This window comes from Streptomyces sp. NPDC111802 (assembly GCF_055634335.1).
On record NZ_JBVKCZ010000012.1, the window covers coordinates 83,009 to 104,933 of the forward strand.

General features: G+C 70.5%; 18 protein-coding genes, 1 tRNA gene and 1 pseudogene. 9 read left to right on the forward strand and 11 right to left on the reverse strand.

Annotation, left to right across the window (positions count from 1 at the left end):
* Positions 1 to 103: 103 nt before the first annotated feature.
* Positions 104 to 463 carry an MmcQ/YjbR family DNA-binding protein gene (locus tag ACZ7NC_RS15385; protein ID WP_471488416.1) on the forward strand — a complete coding sequence of 120 codons (360 nt, stop codon included), beginning with the start codon at positions 104 to 106 and terminating at the stop codon, positions 461 to 463.
* A gap of 238 nt (positions 464 to 701) precedes the next feature.
* Positions 702 to 775, forward strand: a tRNA-Pro gene (locus tag ACZ7NC_RS15390).
* 70 nt (positions 776 to 845) lie between these two features.
* Here the strand turns inward: ACZ7NC_RS15390 and pgm are convergent.
* The 11 genes and pseudogenes from pgm to ACZ7NC_RS15445 all read right to left on the reverse strand — a co-directional run bounded on the left by pgm (position 846) and on the right by ACZ7NC_RS15445 (position 14,765).
* Entirely contained in the window at positions 846 to 2,492 is a 1,647-nt protein-coding gene (gene pgm, locus ACZ7NC_RS15395) for a phosphoglucomutase (alpha-D-glucose-1,6-bisphosphate-dependent) (protein WP_471488418.1), read from the reverse strand.
* 191 nt (positions 2,493 to 2,683) lie between these two features.
* Positions 2,684 to 3,451: an NPP1 family protein gene (locus ACZ7NC_RS15400; RefSeq protein WP_471488420.1), complete on the reverse strand. Its 768-nt coding sequence runs from the start codon at positions 3,449 to 3,451 to the stop codon at positions 2,684 to 2,686.
* A gap of 26 nt (positions 3,452 to 3,477) precedes the next feature.
* The gene (locus ACZ7NC_RS15405) at positions 3,478 to 4,587 is read right to left on the reverse strand and encodes a glycoside hydrolase family 19 protein (protein ID WP_471488666.1); all 1,110 of its coding nucleotides are present in this window, start codon (positions 4,585 to 4,587) and stop codon (positions 3,478 to 3,480) included.
* Positions 4,588 to 4,680: 93 nt separating this feature from the next.
* Positions 4,681 to 6,879 (reverse strand): RICIN domain-containing protein, encoded by a 2,199-nt coding sequence (locus tag ACZ7NC_RS15410; RefSeq protein WP_471488422.1) that lies wholly within the window; start codon positions 6,877 to 6,879, stop codon positions 4,681 to 4,683.
* A gap of 46 nt (positions 6,880 to 6,925) precedes the next feature.
* Positions 6,926 to 7,807, reverse strand: a pseudogene (locus ACZ7NC_RS15415) (chitinase); the annotation flags it as partial.
* 389 nt (positions 7,808 to 8,196) lie between these two features.
* Positions 8,197 to 9,621: a rifampin monooxygenase gene (rox, locus tag ACZ7NC_RS15420; protein ID WP_471488424.1), complete on the reverse strand. Its 1,425-nt coding sequence runs from the start codon at positions 9,619 to 9,621 to the stop codon at positions 8,197 to 8,199.
* 204 nt (positions 9,622 to 9,825) lie between these two features.
* A complete protein-coding gene (locus ACZ7NC_RS15425; RefSeq protein ID WP_471488668.1) occupies positions 9,826 to 10,353 on the reverse strand; it encodes an NUDIX hydrolase family protein in 528 nt (175 codons plus the stop codon).
* 42 nt (positions 10,354 to 10,395) lie between these two features.
* Positions 10,396 to 11,550 (reverse strand): amidohydrolase family protein, encoded by a 1,155-nt coding sequence (locus ACZ7NC_RS15430; protein WP_471488426.1) that lies wholly within the window; start codon positions 11,548 to 11,550, stop codon positions 10,396 to 10,398.
* 1 nt (position 11,551) lies between these two features.
* A complete protein-coding gene (locus ACZ7NC_RS15435) occupies positions 11,552 to 12,955 on the reverse strand; it encodes a type I glutamate--ammonia ligase (protein ID WP_471488428.1) in 1,404 nt (467 codons plus the stop codon).
* Between the two features lie 57 nt (positions 12,956 to 13,012).
* Positions 13,013 to 13,822 carry an SAM-dependent methyltransferase gene (locus ACZ7NC_RS15440; protein ID WP_471488430.1) on the reverse strand — a complete coding sequence of 270 codons (810 nt, stop codon included), beginning with the start codon at positions 13,820 to 13,822 and terminating at the stop codon, positions 13,013 to 13,015.
* Between the two features lie 133 nt (positions 13,823 to 13,955).
* The gene (locus tag ACZ7NC_RS15445; RefSeq protein ID WP_471488432.1) at positions 13,956 to 14,765 is read right to left on the reverse strand and encodes a hypothetical protein; all 810 of its coding nucleotides are present in this window, start codon (positions 14,763 to 14,765) and stop codon (positions 13,956 to 13,958) included.
* A gap of 223 nt (positions 14,766 to 14,988) precedes the next feature.
* On the opposite strand from ACZ7NC_RS15445, the gene ACZ7NC_RS15450 reads away from it, so the two are divergent.
* The 7 genes from ACZ7NC_RS15450 to ACZ7NC_RS15480 are packed head-to-tail and all read left to right on the forward strand — an operon-like array spanning position 14,989 to position 21,884.
* A complete protein-coding gene (locus tag ACZ7NC_RS15450) occupies positions 14,989 to 15,633 on the forward strand; it encodes a helix-turn-helix domain-containing protein (RefSeq protein WP_471488434.1) in 645 nt (214 codons plus the stop codon).
* Between the two features lie 45 nt (positions 15,634 to 15,678).
* The gene (locus tag ACZ7NC_RS15455) at positions 15,679 to 17,004 is read left to right on the forward strand and encodes a M24 family metallopeptidase (protein ID WP_471488436.1); all 1,326 of its coding nucleotides are present in this window, start codon (positions 15,679 to 15,681) and stop codon (positions 17,002 to 17,004) included.
* On the forward strand, positions 17,004 to 17,981 hold the full coding sequence (locus ACZ7NC_RS15460; protein ID WP_471488670.1) for a thiamine pyrophosphate-dependent dehydrogenase E1 component subunit alpha: 978 nt from the start codon (positions 17,004 to 17,006) through the stop codon (positions 17,979 to 17,981). The genes ACZ7NC_RS15455 and ACZ7NC_RS15460 overlap by 1 nt, the downstream gene beginning before the upstream one ends.
* A complete protein-coding gene (locus tag ACZ7NC_RS15465; RefSeq protein WP_471488438.1) occupies positions 17,969 to 18,949 on the forward strand; it encodes an alpha-ketoacid dehydrogenase subunit beta in 981 nt (326 codons plus the stop codon). The genes ACZ7NC_RS15460 and ACZ7NC_RS15465 overlap by 13 nt, the downstream gene beginning before the upstream one ends.
* A 21-nt stretch (positions 18,950 to 18,970) precedes the next feature.
* On the forward strand, positions 18,971 to 20,323 hold the full coding sequence (locus ACZ7NC_RS15470) for an amidohydrolase family protein (protein ID WP_471488440.1): 1,353 nt from the start codon (positions 18,971 to 18,973) through the stop codon (positions 20,321 to 20,323).
* Positions 20,320 to 21,195: a cupin domain-containing protein gene (locus tag ACZ7NC_RS15475; RefSeq protein WP_471488442.1), complete on the forward strand. Its 876-nt coding sequence runs from the start codon at positions 20,320 to 20,322 to the stop codon at positions 21,193 to 21,195. The genes ACZ7NC_RS15470 and ACZ7NC_RS15475 overlap by 4 nt, the downstream gene beginning before the upstream one ends.
* On the forward strand, positions 21,192 to 21,884 hold the full coding sequence (locus ACZ7NC_RS15480) for an SDR family NAD(P)-dependent oxidoreductase (protein ID WP_471488444.1): 693 nt from the start codon (positions 21,192 to 21,194) through the stop codon (positions 21,882 to 21,884). Before ACZ7NC_RS15475 ends, ACZ7NC_RS15480 begins: the two co-directional genes overlap by 4 nt.
* The last annotated feature ends 41 nt before the right edge of the window (positions 21,885 to 21,925 follow it).

Genomic DNA, 21,925 nt, shown 5'->3' on the forward strand with positions numbered 1-21,925 from the left:
GCGTGGAACACTCGCCGTCGTTGATCGGCCGAGGGGGATCGCCTGCCATGGCCGTGAGTATTTCGTTCATCAGCGCGACGACGGAGGAGGTGGACAGAGTCTCATGCCGGATGCCGAAGACGTGCGCCGTATCGCCCTGTCCTTGCCGGACACGACCGAGAAGATCGCCTGGAGCATGCCCACGTTCCGGGTCGCGGGCAAGATGTTCGCCACGTTGCCCGAGGACGAGACCTCCATCGCGGTGCGCTGCCCCAAGGAGGAGCGCGACGAACTGGTCCTGGCCGAGCCGGACAAGTTCTGGATCGCGGACCACGAAGCACAGTTCGCCTGGGTACGGGCCCGGCTCGCCGCCCTGGAGGGCGACGGCGAACTGCGCGACATCCTCTCCGACTCCTGGCGTCAGGCCGCCCCGACCCGTCTCCTTGAGGCGTATCCGGACTTGGGGTTGGCGACGGGGGACTGAAAACCCGTGGGGCGTTGTCAGTGCCTCGTGTCATGCTCCGAGGGCAGGTGTGGGAGCCGGGGCGGAGGGGGCCTCGGCTACCACGGGGGCTGGTGTGACTTCCGCGGTCGGCGCCGGTGCGGCCCGAGCGGCACTGAAGCGGGCAGGGCACGAATAAACGAGTGCGCGACCATCGACACGAGTGCGGTATTGTTTCCATGCACGTTCGGCGGGGGGAAACCCCAGGTCAGACGGGCATCGGGACGTGGCGCAGCTTGGTAGCGCACTTGACTGGGGGTCAAGGGGTCGCAGGTTCAAATCCTGTCGTCCCGACTTGTGAAGCGGCAAGTCAGGGGTGTGTCGGAGGTTTCCGACACACCCCTTTCATCATTTCTGGACGGTGTCAACGCCCGCCGCCGAGCGCCGCGAGCACCACGGACCTGGCCTCCTCCTGGATCCGGCGCAGATGGTCCGGTCCGAGGAAGGACTCCGCGTAGATCTTGTAGACGTCCTCGGTGCCCGAAGGGCGGGCCGCGAACCAGGCGTTGGCGGTGGCGACCTTGATGCCGCCGAGAGCGGCGCCGTTGCCGGGGGCCTCGGTGAGGACCGTGGTGACCGGCTCTCCGGCGAGGCTGTCGGCGGTGACCTGGCGCGGGGACAGCTTGGCGAGCAGGGCCTTCTCCTCACGGGAGGCCGGGGCGTCGACACGCGCGTAGGCCGGGGCGCCGAAGCGGTCGGTGAGCTGGGCGTAGTGCTGCGACGGGGTCCTGCCGGTGACCGCCGTGATCTCGGAGGCGAGCAGGGCGAGGATGATGCCGTCCTTGTCGGTGGTCCACACCGAGCCGTCGCGGCGCAGGAAGGACGCGCCCGCCGACTCCTCGCCGCCGAAACCGAGCGTTCCGTCGGACAGGCCGTCCACGAACCACTTGAAACCGACCGGGACTTCGACCAGCGGTCGGCCGACGTCGGCCGCGACCCGGTCGATCATGCTGGACGACACCAGGGTCTTGCCGATCCCGGCGCCCGCGGGCCACTGCTCCCGGTGCGAGAACAGGTACGAGATGGCCACGGCCAGATAGTGGTTGGGGTTCATCAGGCCCCCGTCCGGCGTGACGATGCCGTGCCGGTCGGCGTCGGCGTCGTTGCCGGTGGCGATGTCGAACCGGTCGCGCTGCTCGATGAGCGAGGCCATGGCGTACGGCGAGGAGCAGTCCATGCGGATCTTGCCGTCCCAGTCCAGCGTCATGAAGCGCCAGGTGGGGTCGGTGAGCGGGTTCACCACCGTCAGGTCGAGCCGGTGCTGTTCGGCGATCCGGCCCCAGTAGGCGACGGAGGCACCGCCCAGCGGATCGGCGCCGATGCGCACACCGGCGGAGCGGATCGCCTCCAGGTCCAGCACGTTCGGCAGGTCGGCCACGTAGTTGCCGAGGAAGTCGTGGCGTCCGGTGCCGGGTGCGGCCAGCGCGCGGGTGTAGGGGATGCGCCGTACGTCCTTCAGACCGCCGGTGATGATCTCGTTGGCGCGGTCCTGGATCCAGGAGGTCGCCTCGGAACCGGCGGGGCCGCCGCTCGGCGGGTTGTACTTGAAGCCGCCGTCGGCGGGCGGGTTGTGGGAGGGGGTGACCACCACACCGTCGGCGAGGCCGGACGTGCGCGACCGGTTGGTGGTGAGGATGGCGTGCGAGACCGCCGGGGTGGGCGTGTATCCGTCGGCCTGGTCGATGAGGACGGTCACGTCGTTGGCGGCGAACACCTCCAGCGCCGTGATCCGCGCGGGCTCCGACAGGGCGTGGGTGTCGGCGCCCAGGAAGAGGGGACCGTCGGTGCCCTGGGCGGCGCGGTACTCGCAGATGGCCTGGCTGGTGGCCGCGATGTGGTCCTCGTTGAACGCCGTCGTGAGGGACGAGCCGCGGTGTCCCGAGGTGCCGAACGCCACCCGCTGTCCGGGCTCGGCCGGGTCGGGATGCAGCGCGTAATACGCCGTGACCAGGCGGGCCACATCTACGAGGTCCTCGGGTCCGGCGACCTGCCCAGCTCGCGCGTCCTGCATTTCCCGCTCCTCCGCAAGGTCGACCGTTGGGTACGGCCCTCATTCTCCCCTGCCCGGCCCGCCGGGACGCGCACCATGCGGCCGTTGTGGCTTGCGTCCAGCGGTTGCGGCGGCATGGTGACGGAGACGGCCCCTCAGGCGAGCGCCCGCAGGGCCATTTCTTGCCGCGCCGTCACTTGACGTCAGGGGGGTCAGGCGTACGCGTCGAAGGGGATGCCGGACGGCTTCGTGTGGTCGAGGGCCCACTGGAAGTCGCCGTCATCGATCTTGATGGTGGCGGAGCCGAAGTCGGCGCTCATGAGCTTGTCGCGGTATCCGGCGGGATAGCCGTTCCACCCCACCAGGCGGGGGAAGAACCAGTTGCCCGTGGCGTTCTCCGCCGGCTCGTCATTGCCGCCCGCGAACCGGAAGCAGTGACTCGACGCACCGTCCTTGTGGTAGACGATCTTCGGGTGGGTGCCGTCGAAGCGGATCGCCGAACGGGCCGCCGACTGATAGGTGTTGTGCTGGGACACCGACACGTACTCGGCTTGGTTGTTGTTGATCCACACGATCACGTGTTCCCAGTCATGGGTGTGGCCGAGGGCCGCCGGACCGAGGGTGATCTGGTCCTTCTCGAAGTAGCTGGCGTACATCACCGCGCACCAGCCGTTGTTGCACTTCGCGCGCGAGTAGGTGTTGGCGTTGGCCAGCTGGGCGTAGTCGTGGCACTTGCCGTTGACGTCGCCGCCGAGCTTGAGGCCCGGGTTGATGGTGCTGTCGGCGCCGATGGCGGCGGTGGCGTAGCAGCCGTCGCCGTCATAGTCGTAGGCGGGGGAGAACGTCTGCTCCAGGCTGTCGGCGTTCTGCGGCAGCAGGGTCAGGACGTTCGCGTGGGCACTCGCGGGAAGGGCCACGACGAGCGTCATCGCGCCGAGCGTGCCGAGGGCGGCCTTGGCGAGGGATCTCAACTTGCGCATCACGTCTCCTTGTCGAGCGGCCATGGTCAGCAGTAGAGGTTGCCGCCCGGCGAGACGCCGAGGATGGAGGTGAACCGGTTGTAGGCGTCGACGCGGCTCTGCACCTGCGCCGGGTTCTTGCCGTCGCACTCCAGGGAGCCGTTGATGGAGCGGATGGTCTGGCCGAAGCCGGCCTGGTTGACCATGGCGTTGTGCGGGGTCATGGTGCCGGGGCCGGTCTGGGTGTTCCAGTACCACAGGCCGGTCTTCCAGGCGACGGCCGACTCGTTCTGCACCCGCCAGGGGTTGTTGAGCAGATCGATACCGAGCGCGTCACCGGCGGCCTTGTAGTTGAAGTTCCACGACAGCTGGATGGGGCCGCGGCCGTAGTAGGCGGCCTGGCCCGCCGGGCAGCCGTAGGGCTGGCTCCAGTCGCAGTAGTGGGGGTAGTTGGCCGTGTTCTGCTCGACGATGTGGACGAGTCCGCCGGTCTCGTGGTTGACGTTGGCGAGGAAGGCGGCGGCCTCCTGCTTCTTCACCGTGTCGCTGCCGGTATTGGCGAAGCCCGGGTAGGCACTCAGCGCGGCGGTCAGGCCGCTGTACGTGTAGAACGAATTCCGGTTCGGGAACATCTGGTTGAACTGCGCCTCGCTGACGACGAACCCGGACGGGTTGCCGCCGCCTCCGCTCGCGGGCGCGTTCCACTTCTGGTTCGCGGCGCCCGTGCAGCTCCAGATCTGCAGCCGGGTGCCGTTGGCGCTGTTGTTCTCCCGGACGTCCAGGCACTTGTTAGCGGCCGGGTTGACGATGTCGCGCGCCGCGGTGACCACCCACTGCTGGTTGGCGCTGCCCGAGCAGTCCCACAGCTGGACCGCGGCGCCGTCGGCGGTGCTCCGGTCGACGACGTCGAGACACTTGCCGAGCGCGCGCAGGGTCCCGTCACCGGAGTTGGACCAGATCTGGGCGCCGGTCCCGTTGCAGTCGTAGAGCTGCACGGCGGTGCCGTTGGCGTTGCTGGCGCCCGCCACGTCGATGCACTTGCCGGCGAGGCCGGTGATCGTGCCGTCGGCTGCCTGGGCGGGGGTCACGGTGAAGAGCGCGGTGAGGACGGCGGAGAGGACGGCGAAGACCGCGAGCCGGGGTCTGAACTGGGTCATGGACATGGTTGAGGACGCTCCCTGGAGATGTCGGGGGGTGGGTCGGCCGCCCCTCGGGCGGAGGGACGGCCGACGACGGAGCTCGGTGACGCGTTACGGGTAGTTCGTCAGATTGGCCACGTTGCTGCTGGAGTTGGACGGGCCACCCGTGCTGTTGACGACGTGCCGGATGGTGCCCGTGCCGCCGAGGGAGACGGTCACCATGCTGGTGAAACGCACTCCCGCGTTGTTCGGCGCCTCGATGGCCCGCTCGGCGGCCACGCTCGGGTTGACGTTGAAGTAGCAGTAGCTGCCGAGGCCGTAGGCCTGATGACTGGTGACGGAGTCGGCGACCTTGTAGGCGGCGTAGCCCTGTGTGGAGCCGTTCATCCAGGCCGCCTGGTTGGGCGGGTCGTACGGCATCTCGTTCTGGTAGAAGTACGTCCGGCCGCCGTTGCCGTTCCAGATGGTCTGGTACTTCTGGTAGTGCTCGACGAACAGGCCGTACGCGGTGACGTTGTCGCCGTTGACGATCAGTCCGGTGTCCCCGGTGTTGGTGTTCCAGCCGACGCCGCTGCCGTGGTCGGCGCGCCAGATCCACATGTGGTCGCCGATGACGTTGTCGCTGTTGATGACAAGGCTGGTGGTCGCCTTGCCGACGGCGGCGCCGCCGACGCGGAAGTACACGTCGTGCAGGGACGTCGGGTTGGCGGTGTGCGACGCGGACGAGCCCGTCGGGCCGACCTCCATCAGGGTGGGCGAGTTGGTGGTGCCGGCGTCGAAGAGAACACCCGCGACCTTCACGCCGTCCACGTCGGCCACCTTCATCGCGGTGACACCGTTGTCCGGGATGAACGTCGCCAGCCCCAGGCCGAGCACGACCGTGTCGGCGCGGTTCACCTGCAGCGTCTGATTGAGGTGATAGACGCCCGGGGTGACCAGGAGGTTCTTGCCCGCCGCCAGTGCCGCGTTGATGTCCGCGGCGGTCGCGCCCGGCTTCACGACGTAGAAGGTGTCCAGGCCCAGCGAGGTGCCGGACGGCGCTCCTCCCGCCCAGCTGGTCGCCGTGGAGTTGGACCGCACCGACGGCACGAACACCTTGTAGGCGCCGGCACCGTCGACGTACAGGAACGGCTTCTCCCGGCTGACCGGGGTCTGCCCGACGGTGGTGTACGGCGGGTTGGGGAAGCTGGTGCCCGGGACGCCCTGGCTGCCGACGAACACCATGTTCCAGTTGGAGCCGGTCCAGCTGCCGAGCTGGGAGTTGCGGGTCAGCCACTGCTGCTGGCTGCCGGAGTTGACCTGACCGTCGACCTTGGTGTCGGCGAGCAGACCGCCGCTGGACCAGCCGTTGTCGTCGAGGGCGAGGTTGCCGCGCAGATGCATCCGGCGGTACGCCGCCGCCTGCGAGACCGCCCAACGGTCGCTGCCGCTGGTCGGGTTGACGGACAGGTTCTCGGCGCCGCGCCAGAAGTTCTGCGTCGTGTTGCCCTGGAACCAGTCCGCCTCGGCGTGCACCGCGCCGTTGATCGTGACCGCGTCCGGGGACAGGCCGAGCCCGGCGGCCTGGGTGTAGAAGCCGACGTTGACGTCCGCGCTGTAGGAGCCCGGCTTGAACAGCACGGCGTAGCGCTGGGAGCCGAACTGGTTCGTCTCCTGCTGCTGGAAGATGGAGTTGAGCCTGCTCTGGATCGTCGACGTCGACATGGACGGGTCGAAGACCACGACGTTCGGGCCGAGGTCCGGATTCGCCGTCGACTGGTTCACGGGGACCACCTGGAAGCGCTGGGCGGCGCTGCCGTTGCAGGTGTACTGCACGAACTGCACGCCGTCGGCGAGCGAGGCCCCCGGGTCGTCCAGGCACTTGCCGCTGTTGCGGTTGACGAAGTGGTAGGCGCCGCCGCCCTCGTCGACGGGCAGCCACTGCTGGTTGGCGCCGCCGCCGTAGGCCCACAGGTGGACCGGCGCGCCGTCGGCGGTGGAGACGTCGGACACGTCCACGACCTGGCCGGTGTTGTTGCGGTTGTTGATGCGGACGTAGCCGTCGCTGGTGGTGGTGAAGCTCCACTGCTGGGCGGTGGTGCCGTTGCAGCCGTACTGCTGCACGACGGTGCCGTTGGCGGTGCCGGCCGCATACGCGTCCAGACACCTGCCGCTCGCGGCGTTCATGACGGTGGCGAAGTCGGCGGTCAGCGCGGCGGCGCTCGCTGGTGCCGGTGCCGAGGTGAGCAGGGAGGCGGCCGCCACGGTGACGACCGTGACGGCGGTGGATCTGCGCAGGCGCCTGAGCGCGGGTCGCAAGATGGTGAGCACGGGTCTCCTCGCCGAACTGGTCGGCCGGTGATGGGGGTTGGCTGGATCAGCCGGTGTAGCCGGCGAACACGCGGGTGTAGTCCCAGTCGGACTGGTTCACGCCGGAACAGCTGTCGGCGGGACCGCCGGTGCAGGGGCGGTCGCGGTTGGCGGACCAGAAGGTGAGCCGGGCCAGGTGGTGCTGCTGGGCGTAGGCGAGCATCGTTCGGAAGTCGGCGACCGTGACGGTCTCGTTCTGGTCGGTGATGCCGTTCATCGACGAGATGCCCATGGAGCGATAGGCCTGGTCGTCGCTGTAGCCGTACGCCGACTTCAGCGCGCCCTTGAGGCCCTCGGCGGCCCGCACGGTCAGGTCGCCCATGTTCTGTCCCGATCCGCCGAAGTCGAACGGCATGATCGTCCAGGCGTCCACGGTCAGGCCGGCGCCCGCGGCCCGGTCGATCAGGCTGGTGTCGGGGCCGTTCTGGCCGGTGCCGATGGTGACGTACACCTTCAGACCGGGGTTGTCGGCCTTGACCTGCTTCAGGGCGTCGACCGTGCGCTGCTGCACGGTCGGGCTGTCGTAGGCGTCGGCTTCGAGGTCGATGTCGATGGCCTTGAGCCCGAAGGCGCTGATCACCTTCTGGTAGGCGGCGGCCAGTTCGCCCGCACTGGAGCAGGAGCTCTCCAGCTTGTTGCCGCTCCAGCCGCCGAACGACGGGACGACATCACCGCCGTTGGCCCGCACGGTGTCGATCGTCCGCTGGTCGACACCGCCGGTCAGCGCCCGGCTGCCGTCCCACCGTGGGTCGCAGTAGCCGTTGCTGAGCACGAAGGCGAGGGTGAAGTACTTGACGCCGGTGGCCTCGGTGACCGTGGTGGGGTTCGGCGGGCTGCCCCAGCCGTTGTAGAGGTACGGCGCCACGGCCATCGGCGGGGAGGGGGCGGCCTGGGCGGGGGGCGCGGTGAGCAGGCCGGTGGTGAGGGAGAGCGCGGTGAGGGACATGGCTGCGGGGAGAGTTCTGGGCATGTGCGGGTAAGCCCTTCGTGGGGGGTGTGCGACCCGGGCCGCGTTCACCTTCTGAACGGTGAGTGCGTCACGCGGTGCCTGGCTGACCCGTGAACCTAAAGGTATGGACCACTTCCGTCAAGGCGTGAAGTAAGCCGGGAGGGAAGTGAATTGAAGTCGCGCCCGGAATGGGCGGACTCACCTCCCATGGGCGGTCTCCACCTCACGCCCCTGGCGCTGGTCGCCACGCCGCCCTTCCCGGCGCATGGCGTCAACCCCGCGTCGGCGGCCGACGCGGGGGAAAGTGACTCCGGGCGGGCGTCGCGAGCTCAGTCGGCGTCGCCGAACCACCGGCGCAGCGGGGCGAGCAACTCCTCCTGGTTCTCACCGACCCACGCCACATGGCCGTCCGGCCGCAGCAGCACGGCAGGCACGTCCAGGTCCTCGCCGACGTCGACGACGTGGTCGACCCGGCCCTCCCAGCCGTTAACCGAGAGTTGTCCGGTCCGGTCGAGCAGCAGTCCGCGCCCGCCGCGCATCAATTCGTACAGGCGGCCCTGCTTGAGCGTGAGGTCACGCATCCGGCGGCCCAGCAGTTCGTGGCCCTCGCCGAAGTCGTAGCGGACCTCGACCGCGGTGATCATCCCGGTGACGTACCGGTTCACCTCCTCGAAGTCCATCAGCTTCGAGAACAGCTCCCGTAGCGCGGTCGCGCCCGGATCGGTGCCCAGCAGCGTGATCTGCGCGCGGGTGTTGGCCAGCACGGCGGCGCCCACCGGGTGCCGTTCGGCGTGGTACGTGTCCAGCAGCCCCTCGGGTGCCCAGCCATGGACCGCCGCGGCCAGCTTCCAGCCGAGGTTGAACGCGTCCTGGACACCGAGGTTGAGCCCCTGCCCGCCGGTCGGCGGATGGATGTGCGCCGCGTCGCCCGCCAGCAGCACCCGGCCGACCCGGTAGCGCTCGGCCTGCCGGGTGGCATCGCCGAACCGGGAGAGCCAGCGCGGCGAGTGCGCGCCGAAGTCGGTGCCCGCGACGGCCCGCAGCCGCTGCTTGAACTCCTCCAGAGTCGGCTCGCTCGCCCGGTCCTCGGCCACGCCGTCCGCGGGCACGACCACCCGGTACACCCCGTCCCCGGCGGCGGAGGCGCCGAACCGCAGCTGGGTCCTGTGGACTTCGGCGACGACGGCGGCGATCCTGTCCGGATCCTCGGTCAGCTCCATCTCGCCCAGCAGTGTCTCGACCGTGGCGGCCTCGCCGGGGAAGCCGACGCCGAGCCGCTTGCGCACCACGCTGCGGCCGCCGTCGCAGCCGACGAGGTAGCGCGAGCGCAGCCGCGTGCCGTCCGTCAGCTCGACCGTCACGCCGTCCCCGTCCTGGCTCAGCCCCACCACTTCGCGACCGCGCCGGATCTCGGTGCCGAGCTCCAGGGCACGCTCGTTGAGCAGCCGCTCGGTGAGCGGCTGCGGGGTGGCGACACCGTACGGGTGGGCCGTGTCCAGCCCGTCAGGCCACGGCTTGGCGATGCCGCCGAAGAGTCCGCCGACCTGGAACTTCTCACTGACCGCGAGGAACCGGTCCAAAAGGCCGCGCTGGTCCATCATTTCGACGCTGCGCGCGTGCAGCCCCTGTCCACGGGACTGCCTGGTCGGCTCGGTCAGTTTCTCCAGCACGACCACATGCACGTCGTGCAGCCGCAGTTCGCAGGCCAGCATCAAGCCGGTCGGTCCACCGCCGGCAATGACGACATCGATCATCACAATCCCCGTTTCCGCAGGTCCTGGCTTCGGTCGGCGATTGTGCTGCACTAGGGGGGCCTTGCCGCAAGCCCCCCGGTGCGCTATAAGTTGAGCATGGCAAGGAGTTGACGGACCTCCTTGCCTTTGTTGTTCGCGTCGCCTTTGTTGTCGCGTCGCCTTTGTTCTTCTCGTCCCGACGGCTGTCTCGCCCGTCGGTCGCGCTCAGATCACGCAGCCCACATGCGCGAGCGCCTGCTTCAGCAACACCCCGTGCCCACCCGGCATCTCGCTCTGCACCGCCGGCGACAGGGCCTCCTGCGGGCTGAACCAGACCAGGTCGAGGGCGTCCTGGCGGGGCCGGCAGTCACCGGTCACCGGGACGACGTAGGCGAGGGAGACCGCGTGCTGACGCGGGTCGTGGTACGGCGTGATGCCCTGCGTCGGGAAGTACTCCGCGACGGTGAACGGCTGGAGAGAGGTCGGCACACGGGGCAGCGCCACCGGGCCGAGGTCCTTCTCCAGGTGACGCAGAAGGGCGTCGCGGACGCGCTCGTGGTGCAGCACGCGGCCGGAGACCAGCGTCCGGCTGACCGTTCCGTCCGGTCCGATGCGCAGCAGGAGGCCGATGCTGGTGACCTCACCGCTGTCGTCGACGCGCACGGGCACTGCCTCGACGTACAGGATGGGCATGTTGGCGCGTGCCTGCTCCAGCTCGTCGCTGGTCAGCCAGCCGGGCGTGGTTTCGGTCATGTCAGACATTGCTTGATCATACTTTCCAGGAATTGCGAACGCTCAGTCGCGGGGGGACGGGGGACGGGAACGGGGAAGTCCATAGAGGCGGCGGGCGTTGTCGCCGGCCGTCCACGCCGCGATGCGCAGCGCGTCCGGCAGGCTCAGCTCGTCGGCGTCCACCCGTTCCTGGAGCAGCTCGCCCAGGCCGCGACGGAACGCCAGTGCGCCGAGCCGGTACGACTCGGCCAGACCATAGGCGTCGGAGCTGTACAGCAGTTTGCGGAACGGGGTGATCTCCAGGGCCTCGGCCAGGACCGCCCGGGAGCGGGCCGGGCCGACGTGATGCAGGGTGAGGCCCACATCCAGATACACCTGCTCGAAGACCGCCGCCAGATAGGCCGCCTGGCGCTGGTACGGCCAGCAGTGCAGGAGCAGGACCGGGATCGTGCCCTTGGTGAGGTGCAGCCAGTCCGTGAGACGGGCCGGGTCCACCCGGTGCAGCCGGATGTCGTCGTCGCCGAACCCGGTGTGCAGCTGGAGGGGCAGCCCCAGGTCCACCGCCGTCCACAGCAGATGCCGTACCAGGACCGGATCGGTCAGCCGGCCGCCGTCCGCCAGCCACTGCCTGGCCGCCGCCGTCACGAGCGCGTCCGAGGGACGCGCCGGGTCCAGGTCGAAGCCGGTGCGGTAGGCGGCCACCGACTTCACGGCCACCACGCCCGGACGCCGCACGGCCTCCTCGGCGGCCGTGCGGAAGACGGTGATGTACGCGTCCGGCTCGACGCCCTCGGCCGCGACTGCCTCGGCGAGCGACTCCAGCCGTACGACTTCGTAGGCGGCGGCGTCGGCCGTGTCCGCCAGCTCCTGGGGCGTGGTGATCGGATGGGGTGTGTACCCCGTGTCGACGCAGAACGCCTCGGTCCCGGCGGCGGCCAGGAACCGGCGGCTGACCTCGCCTCCCCCCAGCTCCGCGCGCCGGGCCAGATAGGCGTCGGCGTCGGCGTGGCGCGGCAGGTCCAGCAGGGGTGCGCAGTGGCGGCGTACGGCGATGCCCAGCGGCGTGTCGAAGGTCGAGACGCCTGGCCATGGCTCGCCCTCGGTGAGCAGGGACTCGAAGCCTGCCCGGTCCAGGTCGGCGGTCACGATCCCGTGGCAGTGGTGGTCGACCAGCGGCAGCGCCGCGAGCGCCTCGTGGACCGGCCCTGTGGCGCCCATGTCAGTACTTCCACCGGTACGCCGCGGCCACCTGGTCGTCGTCGAGCCCGGCGACGGCGTCGATCTCACCCTGCCGTACGGCGATCACGGCGTCGGCGAGCACCGTGCCCAGCGCGGCACGCAGCACTTGGTCGGTACGGAACTCCGCGACCGCCTCGCCCAGCGAGGCCGGCAGTCTGCGGATGCCCCGGGCCGCCAGCTCGTCCGCACTCAGCCGCGCCGGATCCCCCGTGATCTCCCCGGGCAGCAGCGCGCCCGACGTCAGACCGTCCAGCCCGGCGGCGATCAGACAGCCCAGGGCGAGATACGGATTGGCGGCCAGGTCCACCGGCTTGACCTCCAGGTTGGCGGCCTGGTCGCGGTGGCCCGCCGTGCCGGTGACGACACGCAGTCCCGCCTCCCGGGTCTCGCGGCCCCATGCGGTGAACGCCCCGGCCCACTGCGAGGGCTTCAGCCGCAGATAGCCGGCCGGGCTCGGCACGGTCACCGCGGTGAGGGCGGGGAGGTGGGTGAGCAGACCGGCCGCGAAGGACTCGGCCTCGGGCCGCATACCGTGGCGGCGGTCACCGCCCGTGTGCAGATTGAGCCCGTCGCGCCAGGCGGACAGATGGACATGGCCGCCGTTGCCGACGCCCTGCCCGAGGACGGCCGGGGCGAAGGACGCCGCCAGGCCATGGCGCCGGGCCACCGCGCGGATGGTCTGCCGTACCAGCACGCTGTGGTCGGCCGCCGCCACCGGGTCGAGCGCGGCCACCGACAGCTCGAACTGCCCCGCCGCGTACTCGGGATGGAACTGGTCGACGTCCACGCCCTGCCGCGCGAGCGCCGCCAGCAGATCGGCGGCGCAGTCGCTCAACTCGACCTGGCGGGTGGCGCCGTACGCCGGACCCGTCACCGCGGGCACGAACGCGCCGTCGGGACCCGGTGGTTGGGCGACGGACCACTCGATCTCGACACTCGCCTTGAAGGTGACAGCGTGCCGCTCGGCGGCCTCCCGGACCGTCCGCCGCAGGAAGGTACGGCTGCACGCCGGATGCCGTTCGCCCTCCTGGGTGATGCGGTCGACCGGCGCCCACGCCCACCCGGGCTGCCCGGCCAGCTCCACCAGGTGGTCCAGGTCGGGATAGAGACGCAGATCGCCGTCCGGGGAGCCGAGGACATCGGTGGTGACGATGGAGTCGTTCGCCAGGAAGGTGTCGAACACCGGCGACATGCCGACACCCCAGGCCGCCGCCGAGGCGAGCTTCGCCGTGGGGACCGTCTTCACCCGGCCGACGCCCGCCGTGTCGACGTAGGCCAGGACGATCCCGTGCACGCCCCGCCCGGCCAGCTCACCGCTCAGCGAGCCGGCCCGCTCGACGTCACCGGGACGCCCGCCCGGGACGGGGTCGGCAAGGGTGGTCATACGGTCTCCTCGACGAGCTCGGCCGGTCCGCGCCGGTTCGTGCGGTGCCTGTCGGCGTCAGGGTTTCACGGCCACCGCGCCGTACTGCGGCACCGCGACGGGAGAGTCGGGGGCGTGCCACTGCGAGCAGGACACCATCCCCGGCTCCAGCAGCTCCAGACCGTCGAAGAAGGCGGCGATGTCCTTGCCGCTGCGTGCGGTGATCGGCGGGGTGGCGTTCTCGTTCCAGAACTTCATCGCCGGGATCTGGCCCTCGCCGCCGAGCTCGGAGTCGAAGGTCGGGTGCGTCAGGACCAGCAGACTGCCGGAGGGTACGGCGGCCAGGAGGCGCCGCACGATCTCGCGGGCCTTGTCGTAGTCCAGGACGAAGTTGAGGATGCCCAGCATCATCACCGCGACCGGCTCGCTGAAGTCCAGGGTCTGCGCGGCCCGTTCGACGATGGCGTCCGGGTCGTGGACGTCGGCGTCGATGTAGGCGGTGACGCCCTCGGGGGTGCCGGTCAGCAGCGTGCGGGCGTGCACCAGCACGATCGGGTCGTTGTCGACGTACACGATCCGTGAGTCGGGCGCGACGAGCTGGGCGATCTCGTGGGTGTTCTCCGCCGTCGGCAGCCCGGTGCCGATGTCCAGGAACTGTCGTATGCCCCGCTCCTCGGCCACGAAGCGCACGGCGCGGCCGAGGAACTCGCGGTCCGCGCGGGCGATGTCCCGGATGATCGGGAACATCCCGGCGACCTGCTCGCCGACCTGCTGGTCGACCTCGTAGTTGTCCTTGCCGCCGATCCAGTAGTTCCACACCCGCGCGTTGTGCGCCACACCGGTGTTCAGCCTCGCCGACCCGCCCGACGGGGTGTGGCCATCACTCACGACTCGTCCTCTCCTCGCACGAACGACCGAAACCGGTCATCGTCGCCATTGTGCCGCTCCGTTGATCACGCTGTCCCCGGAATCGGCGGAGCCGGTACGGCTGTTGGCGGGTGCGAGGCAAGGACGGGCCGTGCTACTCGATCTCGCTGGGGCTCGCGGCGGGCGACTTCCCCGCCAGGACGTCCTGGAGGCGCTGGGTGCCGAGCTTCACCGCCTGCTCGACGGAGTCGTGCTCGTCCCCGTCCAGGCCGCCCGCGGTGACGGTGATCGCGTCGATGCGGACGCGTACGACGGCGACGTCCTCGGTGAGGGTGACCGGTTCGCCGTCCGCCGTGCCCTGCACCGTGACGCGCAGTCCGGCGCGGTCGTCACCCACGTCGGGCGGGGAGGTCTCGATGACCTGCACCGTGCGCTTCTGACCGTTGTCGGTCACCGTGAACTGGTCGCACTCCTGCGGCAGGGTCTTCAGCCAGGCCAGGGACTCCTCCGGGTCGGTCCGCTCGTAGGCGGCGACCTGGTACAGCAGGCGGGAGTCGCCCTGCTGGAAGCCGCGCAGCGCGGACGCCCCGGCCGGCTTGCCCAGCAACTCGTCGGTGTAGAGGCCGTCCAGCAGCCGCTGGCAGTCGGCGGCGTCCGTCTTGCCGGTGAGGAAGTCGTCGGCGTCGACGGAGCCGATGATCAGGGTGTCGTGCCAGTTGGCCACCTCGGAGTCCTTCACCTGCGTCCAGTCGTCCTCGATGTCCGCCTCGGTGATCAGCGCGGTCTGCGCGCCGGACCCGGTGAGTGTGGCGGTGGGCGAGGGCGACGCCGTCTGCCGGGCGACGGCCGCGGCCCGGGAGACGTCCTCGTCGCCGCCGTCCGAGCAGGCCGCGGTGGTCAGCAGAGCACCGGCGGCCAGGGCCGAGCAGACAGCACGGACGGATCGGGACGGGCGTCGGGTCATCTGGGCAGCCTCCTGTGGACGTGACACGTGTGCCCAGCGCATCACCGCCCCCAACGGTTCACCATCCGCGCCGGACCGTTCGAGTGAGCGCGCCCGAAGGCACCGGCGCCTCGGCCGCCGGGCTGCCGCTCTGGCGCGATGACCGGCCCCGGCTGTTCAATGAGGCTGCACATCATGCGGCCCAGGGGCCCAGGGGCCGACGAGAACAGGGGAGGAGCCGTCCGTGTCACCCGCCGCCGTGCCACCCGTGGGAGCGCGTATCCGGCAGGCGCGCCTCACACGAGGGACGAGCCTGCGCGCACTGGCCCGCGAGGTCGGGGTCTCGGCGAGCCTGATCTCGCAGATCGAGACCGGCAAGAGCCAGCCCTCCGTGAGCACGCTGTACGCCATCACCACAGCCCTTGGCATCTCCGTCGAGTCCCTCTTCGACGCGGCCGACGCCGATGTCCATGTCCCCTCCCCCGTGGAGGCGGCCTCCGGCACCGTCCTGCACGCCCTGGCCGCCTTCGCCGCTGACCCCGGCCGCCGTATCGGCCCGCTGGTCGCACCCGACGAGCGGGAGGTGCTGGAGCTGGACTCGGGTGTGGTGTGGGAGCGCCTCGGCCAGGTTCCCGGCACCCACGTCGACTTCCTGCTGGTGACGTACCGGCCCGGCGGGTCCTCCTCCAGCTCCGGCGGCCTCATGCGCCACACCGGCACCGAGTACGGCTATCTGACCTCGGGCGAGCTGATCCTCACCCTCGGCTTCGACGAGTACACGCTGCGCCCGGGCGACGCGGTCTGCTTCGAGTCGACGACCCCGCACCGCTACCGCAACGATGGAGATGTGCCGGCCATCGGCACCTGGTTCGTGTTCAGTGACACTTGACACCCGCCCTGGACAGTCGTTCACTCCGAAGTGGGGGTGGTCGCCATGGCGATCCGCACATTCGGACCCAATGCCGTCGACTGGGAAGAACGCGTCGACCTGGACCGGCTGCGCAAGCAGCGACTGGCCCGTCTGAACGAGACCCTGAACCGCTCCGAGCTCGGCGCGGTGCTCAGCTTCGACTTCGCCAACATCCGCTACATGACCGCCACGCACATCGGCACCTGGGCGATGGACAAGCTGATCCGCTTCGCCCTGCTGGTGCGCGGCGGCGAACCCGTCGTCTGGGACTTCGGCTCCGCCGCCCGCCACCACCAGCTCTACAACCCGTGGCTCGATTACAGCGACGGCAAGGGCGGCCCGCCCACCGGCGCCCGCGCCGGCATCTCCACGCTCCGCGGCGCCTTCCACCCGGAAGCGGGCATCGCCGAGGACGTCGCCGCCAAGATCGCCGCCGAGCTGCGCGTACACGGCCTGGCCGGCGAGCCGCTCGGTGTCGACGTCGCCGAGATGCCGGTCCTCACCGCCCTGCGCGCCGAGGGCATCGACGTCGTCGACGGCCAGCAGGTCTTCCTGGAGGCCCGTCGCATCAAGACGCCGGACGAGATCTCCCTGCTCACCCAGGCGTGCGCGATGGTGGACGCCGCGTACGAGGAGCTGTACGGCCGGCTGCGCCCCGGTCTGCGCGAGAACGAGTGCGTCGGCCTGGTCAGCAAGGTCCTGTACGACCTCGGCAGCGAGTACGTCGAGGGCGTCAACGCGATCTCCGGCGAGCGCTGTTCACCCCATCCGCATGTCTACAGCGACCGCCTGATCCGCCCCGGCGACCCCGCCTTCTTCGACATCCTGCACAGCCACCTGGGCTACCGCACCTGCTACTACCGCACCTTCGCCGTGGGCAGCGCCTCCAGTGCCCAGCGCGACGCCTACGTGCGCTGCCGCGAGTACATGGACCGGGCCATCGCCCTCGTCCGGCCCGGCGCCACCACCGCGGACATCGTCCAGGTCTGGCCGCGCGCCGAGGAGTTCGGCTTCGCCGACGAGACGGCCGCGTTCGCGTTACAGTACGGCCATGGCGTGGGCCTGTCCATCTGGGAGAAACCCATCTTCAGCCGGCTGGTCTCCCTCGACCATCCCGAGGTCCTCGAAGAGGGCATGGTGTTCGCGCTGGAGACCTACTGGCCCGCCGCGGACGGCTGGTCGGCCGCCCGTATCGAGGAGGAAGTGGTCGTCACCGCCGACGGCTGCGAGGTCATCACCAAGTTCCCGGCGGAGGAACTGCTGGTGGCGGGCCGCAAGTACTGGACGGTCGGCGGTGAGCTGAACACCCGCCGTGAGTCGCAGTCCCATCTGAACACCGGGACGTCATGATGGACCCGGCCGAACTCCTCGCCGCCTACGAGCAGATGACCGTCATCCGCCGTACGGAGAAGGCAGCCCACGACCTGTTCCTCCAGGGCCTCGTCAAGGGCACCACCCACCTCGCCGCAGGACACGAGGCCATCGCGGTGGGCGCGAGCGCCGCCCTGCGCCCCGACGACTACGTCTTCGCCACCTACCGCGGCCACCACCACGCCATGGCGCGCGGCGCCACCCCCGAGGAGTGCCTCGCCGAACTCATGAGCCGGGCCACGGGGTTGTGCGGGGCCAAGGGCGGCTCCATGCACCTGACCAAGGCGTCCACCGGCATGCTCGGTTCGTACGCCATCGTCGGCGCCCACCTCCCGATGGCGGCCGGCGCCGCCTGGTCGGCCAGACTGCGCGGCACCGACCAGATCGCGGTGGCCTTCTTCGGCGACGGCGCCACCAACATCGGCGCCTTCCACGAGGCGCTCAACCTGGCCGCCGTATGGAAGCTGCCGGTGCTGTTCGTCTGCGAGAACAACCTGTACATGGAGTACACCCCCATCGCCGACGTCACGGCGGTGGCCCGGCCCGCCGCCGACCGGGCGCCCGCGTACGGCATCCCCGGCGAGGTGGTGGACGGCAACGACGTCGTCGCCGTGCACGAGACGGTGGCCGGGCTCGCGGCGCGGGCACGGGCCGGAGACGGGCCCGCCCTGCTGGAGGCGCGGACCTATCGGCACTTCGGGCACAGCCGTGCCGATCCTGCGACCTACCGTCCGGCCGAGGAGGTCGAGCGCTGGCTGAAGCACGATCCGTTGGACCTGGCGCGCGGGCGGCTGGTCGAGTCGGGGGTGCCCGAGGCCGTGGTCAGAGAGGCGGAGGAGCGGGCAACGACCGTCGTGCACAAGGCCGTCGAGGCCGCGAAGGCCGCCCCGCCGCCCGATCCGGACGAGGCGCTGACCGACGTATGGGCCGACGGAGGTGCGGCGTGGCGGACCTGATCAGCTACCGGGAGGCGGTCGCCGAGGGCATCGCGCGGGAGATGCGGCGCGATCCGTCCGTCGTGTGCCTGGGCGAGGACATCGGCGAGGCGGGCGGGGTGTTCAAGACGACCGTAGGGCTGTTCAAGGAGTTCGGGCCCGAAAGGGTGTGGGACACGCCCATCTCCGAGCAGGCCATCGTGGGGGCCGCCATGGGTGCCGCGATGACCGGGATGCGGCCGGTCGCCGAGATCATGTTCTCCGACTTCCTGGCCTGTTGCTGGGACTACCTCGCCAACGAGGTCCCGAAGGTGCGGTACATGACGGGCGGCCAGGTCACCGTCCCGCTCGTGGTGCGCACCGCCAACGGCGGCGGGCTCGGCTTCGGCGCCCAGCACTCGCAGGCCACCGAGAACTGGGCGCTCACCGTGCCCGGCCTGAAGATCGCCGCACCGGCCACCCCCGCCGACGTCATCGGCATGATGGCGGCGGCGATCCGCAGCGACGACCCGGTCGTCTTCTTCGAGCACAAGGGGCTGCTCGCCTCCAAGGGCGCGCCCCCGCCCCCGGACCACGTCGTCGAGCTGGGCCGCGCCGCAGTCGTCCGCGAGGGCGCCGACGTCACCCTGGTCGCCCTCGCCTCGATGGTGCCGGTCGCACTGCGGGCCGCCGAGCTGCTGTCCGGTGAGGGCATCGAGGCCGAGGTCGTCGATCTGCGCTGTCTGGTGCCGCTGGACGTCACCGCCGTTCTCACCTCGCTCGGACGAACCTCGCGGCTGGTCACCGTCGAGGAGAACCCGTACCAGGGCGGCTGGGGCGCGACGCTCGTCTCGGTCGTCGCCGACGAGGGGTTCGGCCTGCTGGACGCGCCGCCGCGCCGAGTGGCGGGGGAGTGCGTCCCGCTGCCGTTCGCCGACGCGCTGGAGGAGCGGGTGATCCCCACCGTCGACAAGGTCGTGGCGGCCGTACGCGGACTCGCCGCCTACTGAACACCCATGGGAGGAACGGCGATGAGCAATCGGATACTCCTGCGCGGCGGTCACGTACTGTCGATGGACTCCTCCATCGGGGATCTGCCCCAGGGCGACGTCCTCATCGAGGACGGGAGGATCACGGCCGTGGAGCGGGAGATCGGCGCCGACGCGGACGTGCTCGACATGAACGGCCGTATCGTGATCCCCGGCTTCGTCGACACCCACCGGCACACCTGGGAGGCGTCCATCCGGAACGTCGCCCCCGACGCCACCCTGGACGACTACTTCGTCGACATCCTCGACACCTTCGCCCCGCTCTACACGCCCGAGGACGTGTACGCGGCCAACCTCGCGGGCTCGCTGGAGTGCCTGAACGCCGGCATCACCACCCTCGTCGACTGGTCGCACATCAACAACACGCCCGCGCATCCGGACGCCGCGATCCAGGGCCTCAAGGAGAGCGGGATCCGCGCCCAGTACGCGTACGGCAGCGCCAACACCTCGCTCGCCGACTACTGGTTCGAGAGCAAGATCGCGATCCCGGGTGACGACGTACGGCGGATCCGCGACGCCCACTTCTCCTCCGACGACGGCCTGCTGACCATGGCCCTGGCCACCCGTGGCCCCGGCTTCTGCGTCAACGACGTCGTCACCGCCGAGTGGGCCCTCGCCCGCGAGCTGGACATCCCGATCACCGTGCATGTGGCCATGGGCCGCCTCGCGGGCCGCTTCGGGATGGTCAAGCAACTGCACGACCTGGGGCTCCTCGGCCCCGACACCACCTACATCCACTGCTGCTACCTCCACGAGGACGAGTGGCGGATGGTCGCCGACAGTGGCGGGACGGTGTCGATCGCGCCGCAGGTCGAGGTGCAGATGGGGCACGGCTGGCCGCCCGTGATGAAGGCCGTCGAGTACGGGCTGCGGCCGTCCCTGAGCGTCGACGTCGTCACCACCGTGCCCGGCGACATGTTCACCCAGATCCGGGCGGCCTTCGGCGCCGAACGCGCCCGGGTCAACGCCGACTGCTGGAAGGCCAACATGCCCGTGCCCGACATCATGTTGACGGCACGTCAGATGCTGGAGATCGCGACCCGCAACGGCGCACACGTCGCCGGTCTCGAACACCGCACCGGCTCCCTCACCCCCGGCAAGCGCGCCGACGTCGTCGCCATCGACGCCACCGCGCTCAATGTCGCCCCGGTGCATGACGCGGCCGCCGCGGTGACGCTGTCGGCGGACGTCTCCAATGTCGAGACGGTCATCGTCGACGGCGTGATCCACAAGCGTGACGGCCGGCTCGTCGCCGACGTCGACCGGGCCCGGCGACTGGTCCAGGAGTCCCGGGACCGGCTCCTGGCCGCGAAGGAGGCGAAGAGCGCGGCATGACCCGACACCTGGTGCGCCTCGCCGCCGACGTCCCGGAGCCGCCGTACGACGAACTCGGCCATCGGCGACGGGAGTTGGTCGGCGAGAGCGACGGGAGTGTGCACACCGGCTTCGGCCTGTGCGAGATACGGCCCGACGGCCTCCTCGGCGCGCATGTGCACTCGTACGAGGAGAGCTTCCATGTGCTCGGCGGGGCCGTGATTCTCGATCTGCCCGAGGGGTCGTACCGCCTCGAAGAGGGCGACTACGGCCTCCTGCCGGCCGGTGTCCCGCACGCCTGGCGCGGCGCGGGGGACACGGGCGGACGCTGGGCCGACATGCTCGCCCCGGTGCCGCGCGCCCGCTACGGCCACGACACCCAGGCCGTGCCCGCGCTGCCGGCGCGCGACCCCGTCCGCATCGACGTCCGCGACCCGCGCACCAGGTCCTTCGGCCACATCGAGCCCGCGCAGATGGACCCCGGCAAGCAGTCGCAGGACCTGCTGGCGTTGTCGGCGAGCATGCGGACCGCGCTGCTCGTGTACAGCGGGATCACCGTGAAGATGATGGTCGACAGCGACCTCGGCGCGGTCGCCTCGACCATGTTCATGGTGCAGTACGCGCCCGACGGCGTCGTGGGCACGCACGACCATCCCTTCGAGGAGACGTATCTGATCCTTCAGGGCGTCGTGGACGCCACCTTCGACGGCGAGCGGTACCGGTTGGTGCCGGGCGACGTCGCCTGGGCGGGCGCGGGATGTGTGCACGGGTTCGCCAACGCGGGTCAGGGGCCGGTGCGTTGGCTGGAGACACAGGCGCCGCAGCCGCCGGTCCGGCACTCCTACCGGTTCACTCGGGACTGGGAGTATCTGAGGGAGGTTCTGGGATCATGAGCAGTGTGGTCGTCGTCGGGGGGACGTCCGGGATCGGCCGCGAGTTCGCCCGCCTGCGCGCGGGGCGGGGTGACGAGGTGGTGCTCACGGGCAGGGACGCGCATCGCGCCGCCATGGTGGCGAAGGAGGTCGGCGCCGCTTGGGGCCTCGCCCTCGATCTCTCGCGGCCGCATGAGATCGCCGGCGCGCTGGAGGGGGTCGGGCGCGTGGACCATCTGGTGATCGCGGGCATCTCACGGGACGAGAACCGGGTCGCCGAGTACGACATCGACGCCGCGCTGCGGCTGGTCACGGTCAAACTCGTGGGCTACACCGAGGTCGTGCACGCCCTGCGGCCCCGGTTGCACGACGACAGCGCGATCGTGCTGTTCGGCGGCCAGGCCAAGGAGCGCCCGTACCCCGGGGCGACGACGGTGGCGACCGTCAACGCCGGGGTGCGCGGCCTGGTGCACACCCTGGCCGTCGAGCTGGCGCCCGTGCGGGTCAACGCCGTCCACCCCGGGGTCGTGGGCGACAGCCCGCACTGGGCGGGCAAGCCAGGGGAGGTGCTGGCGGGGTTGCGCGCCAGGACACCCGTCGGACGGCTCGCCACGATGGCCGACGTGGTGGACGCGGTGGACTTCCTGCTGCGCAACCGGTCGGTCAACGCGGTCGAACTCGCCGTGGACGGCGGGTGGTTGCTGGGCTGACCGACCCGTCAGGGCTGCTGACCCGTGCAAGCTGCTGACCC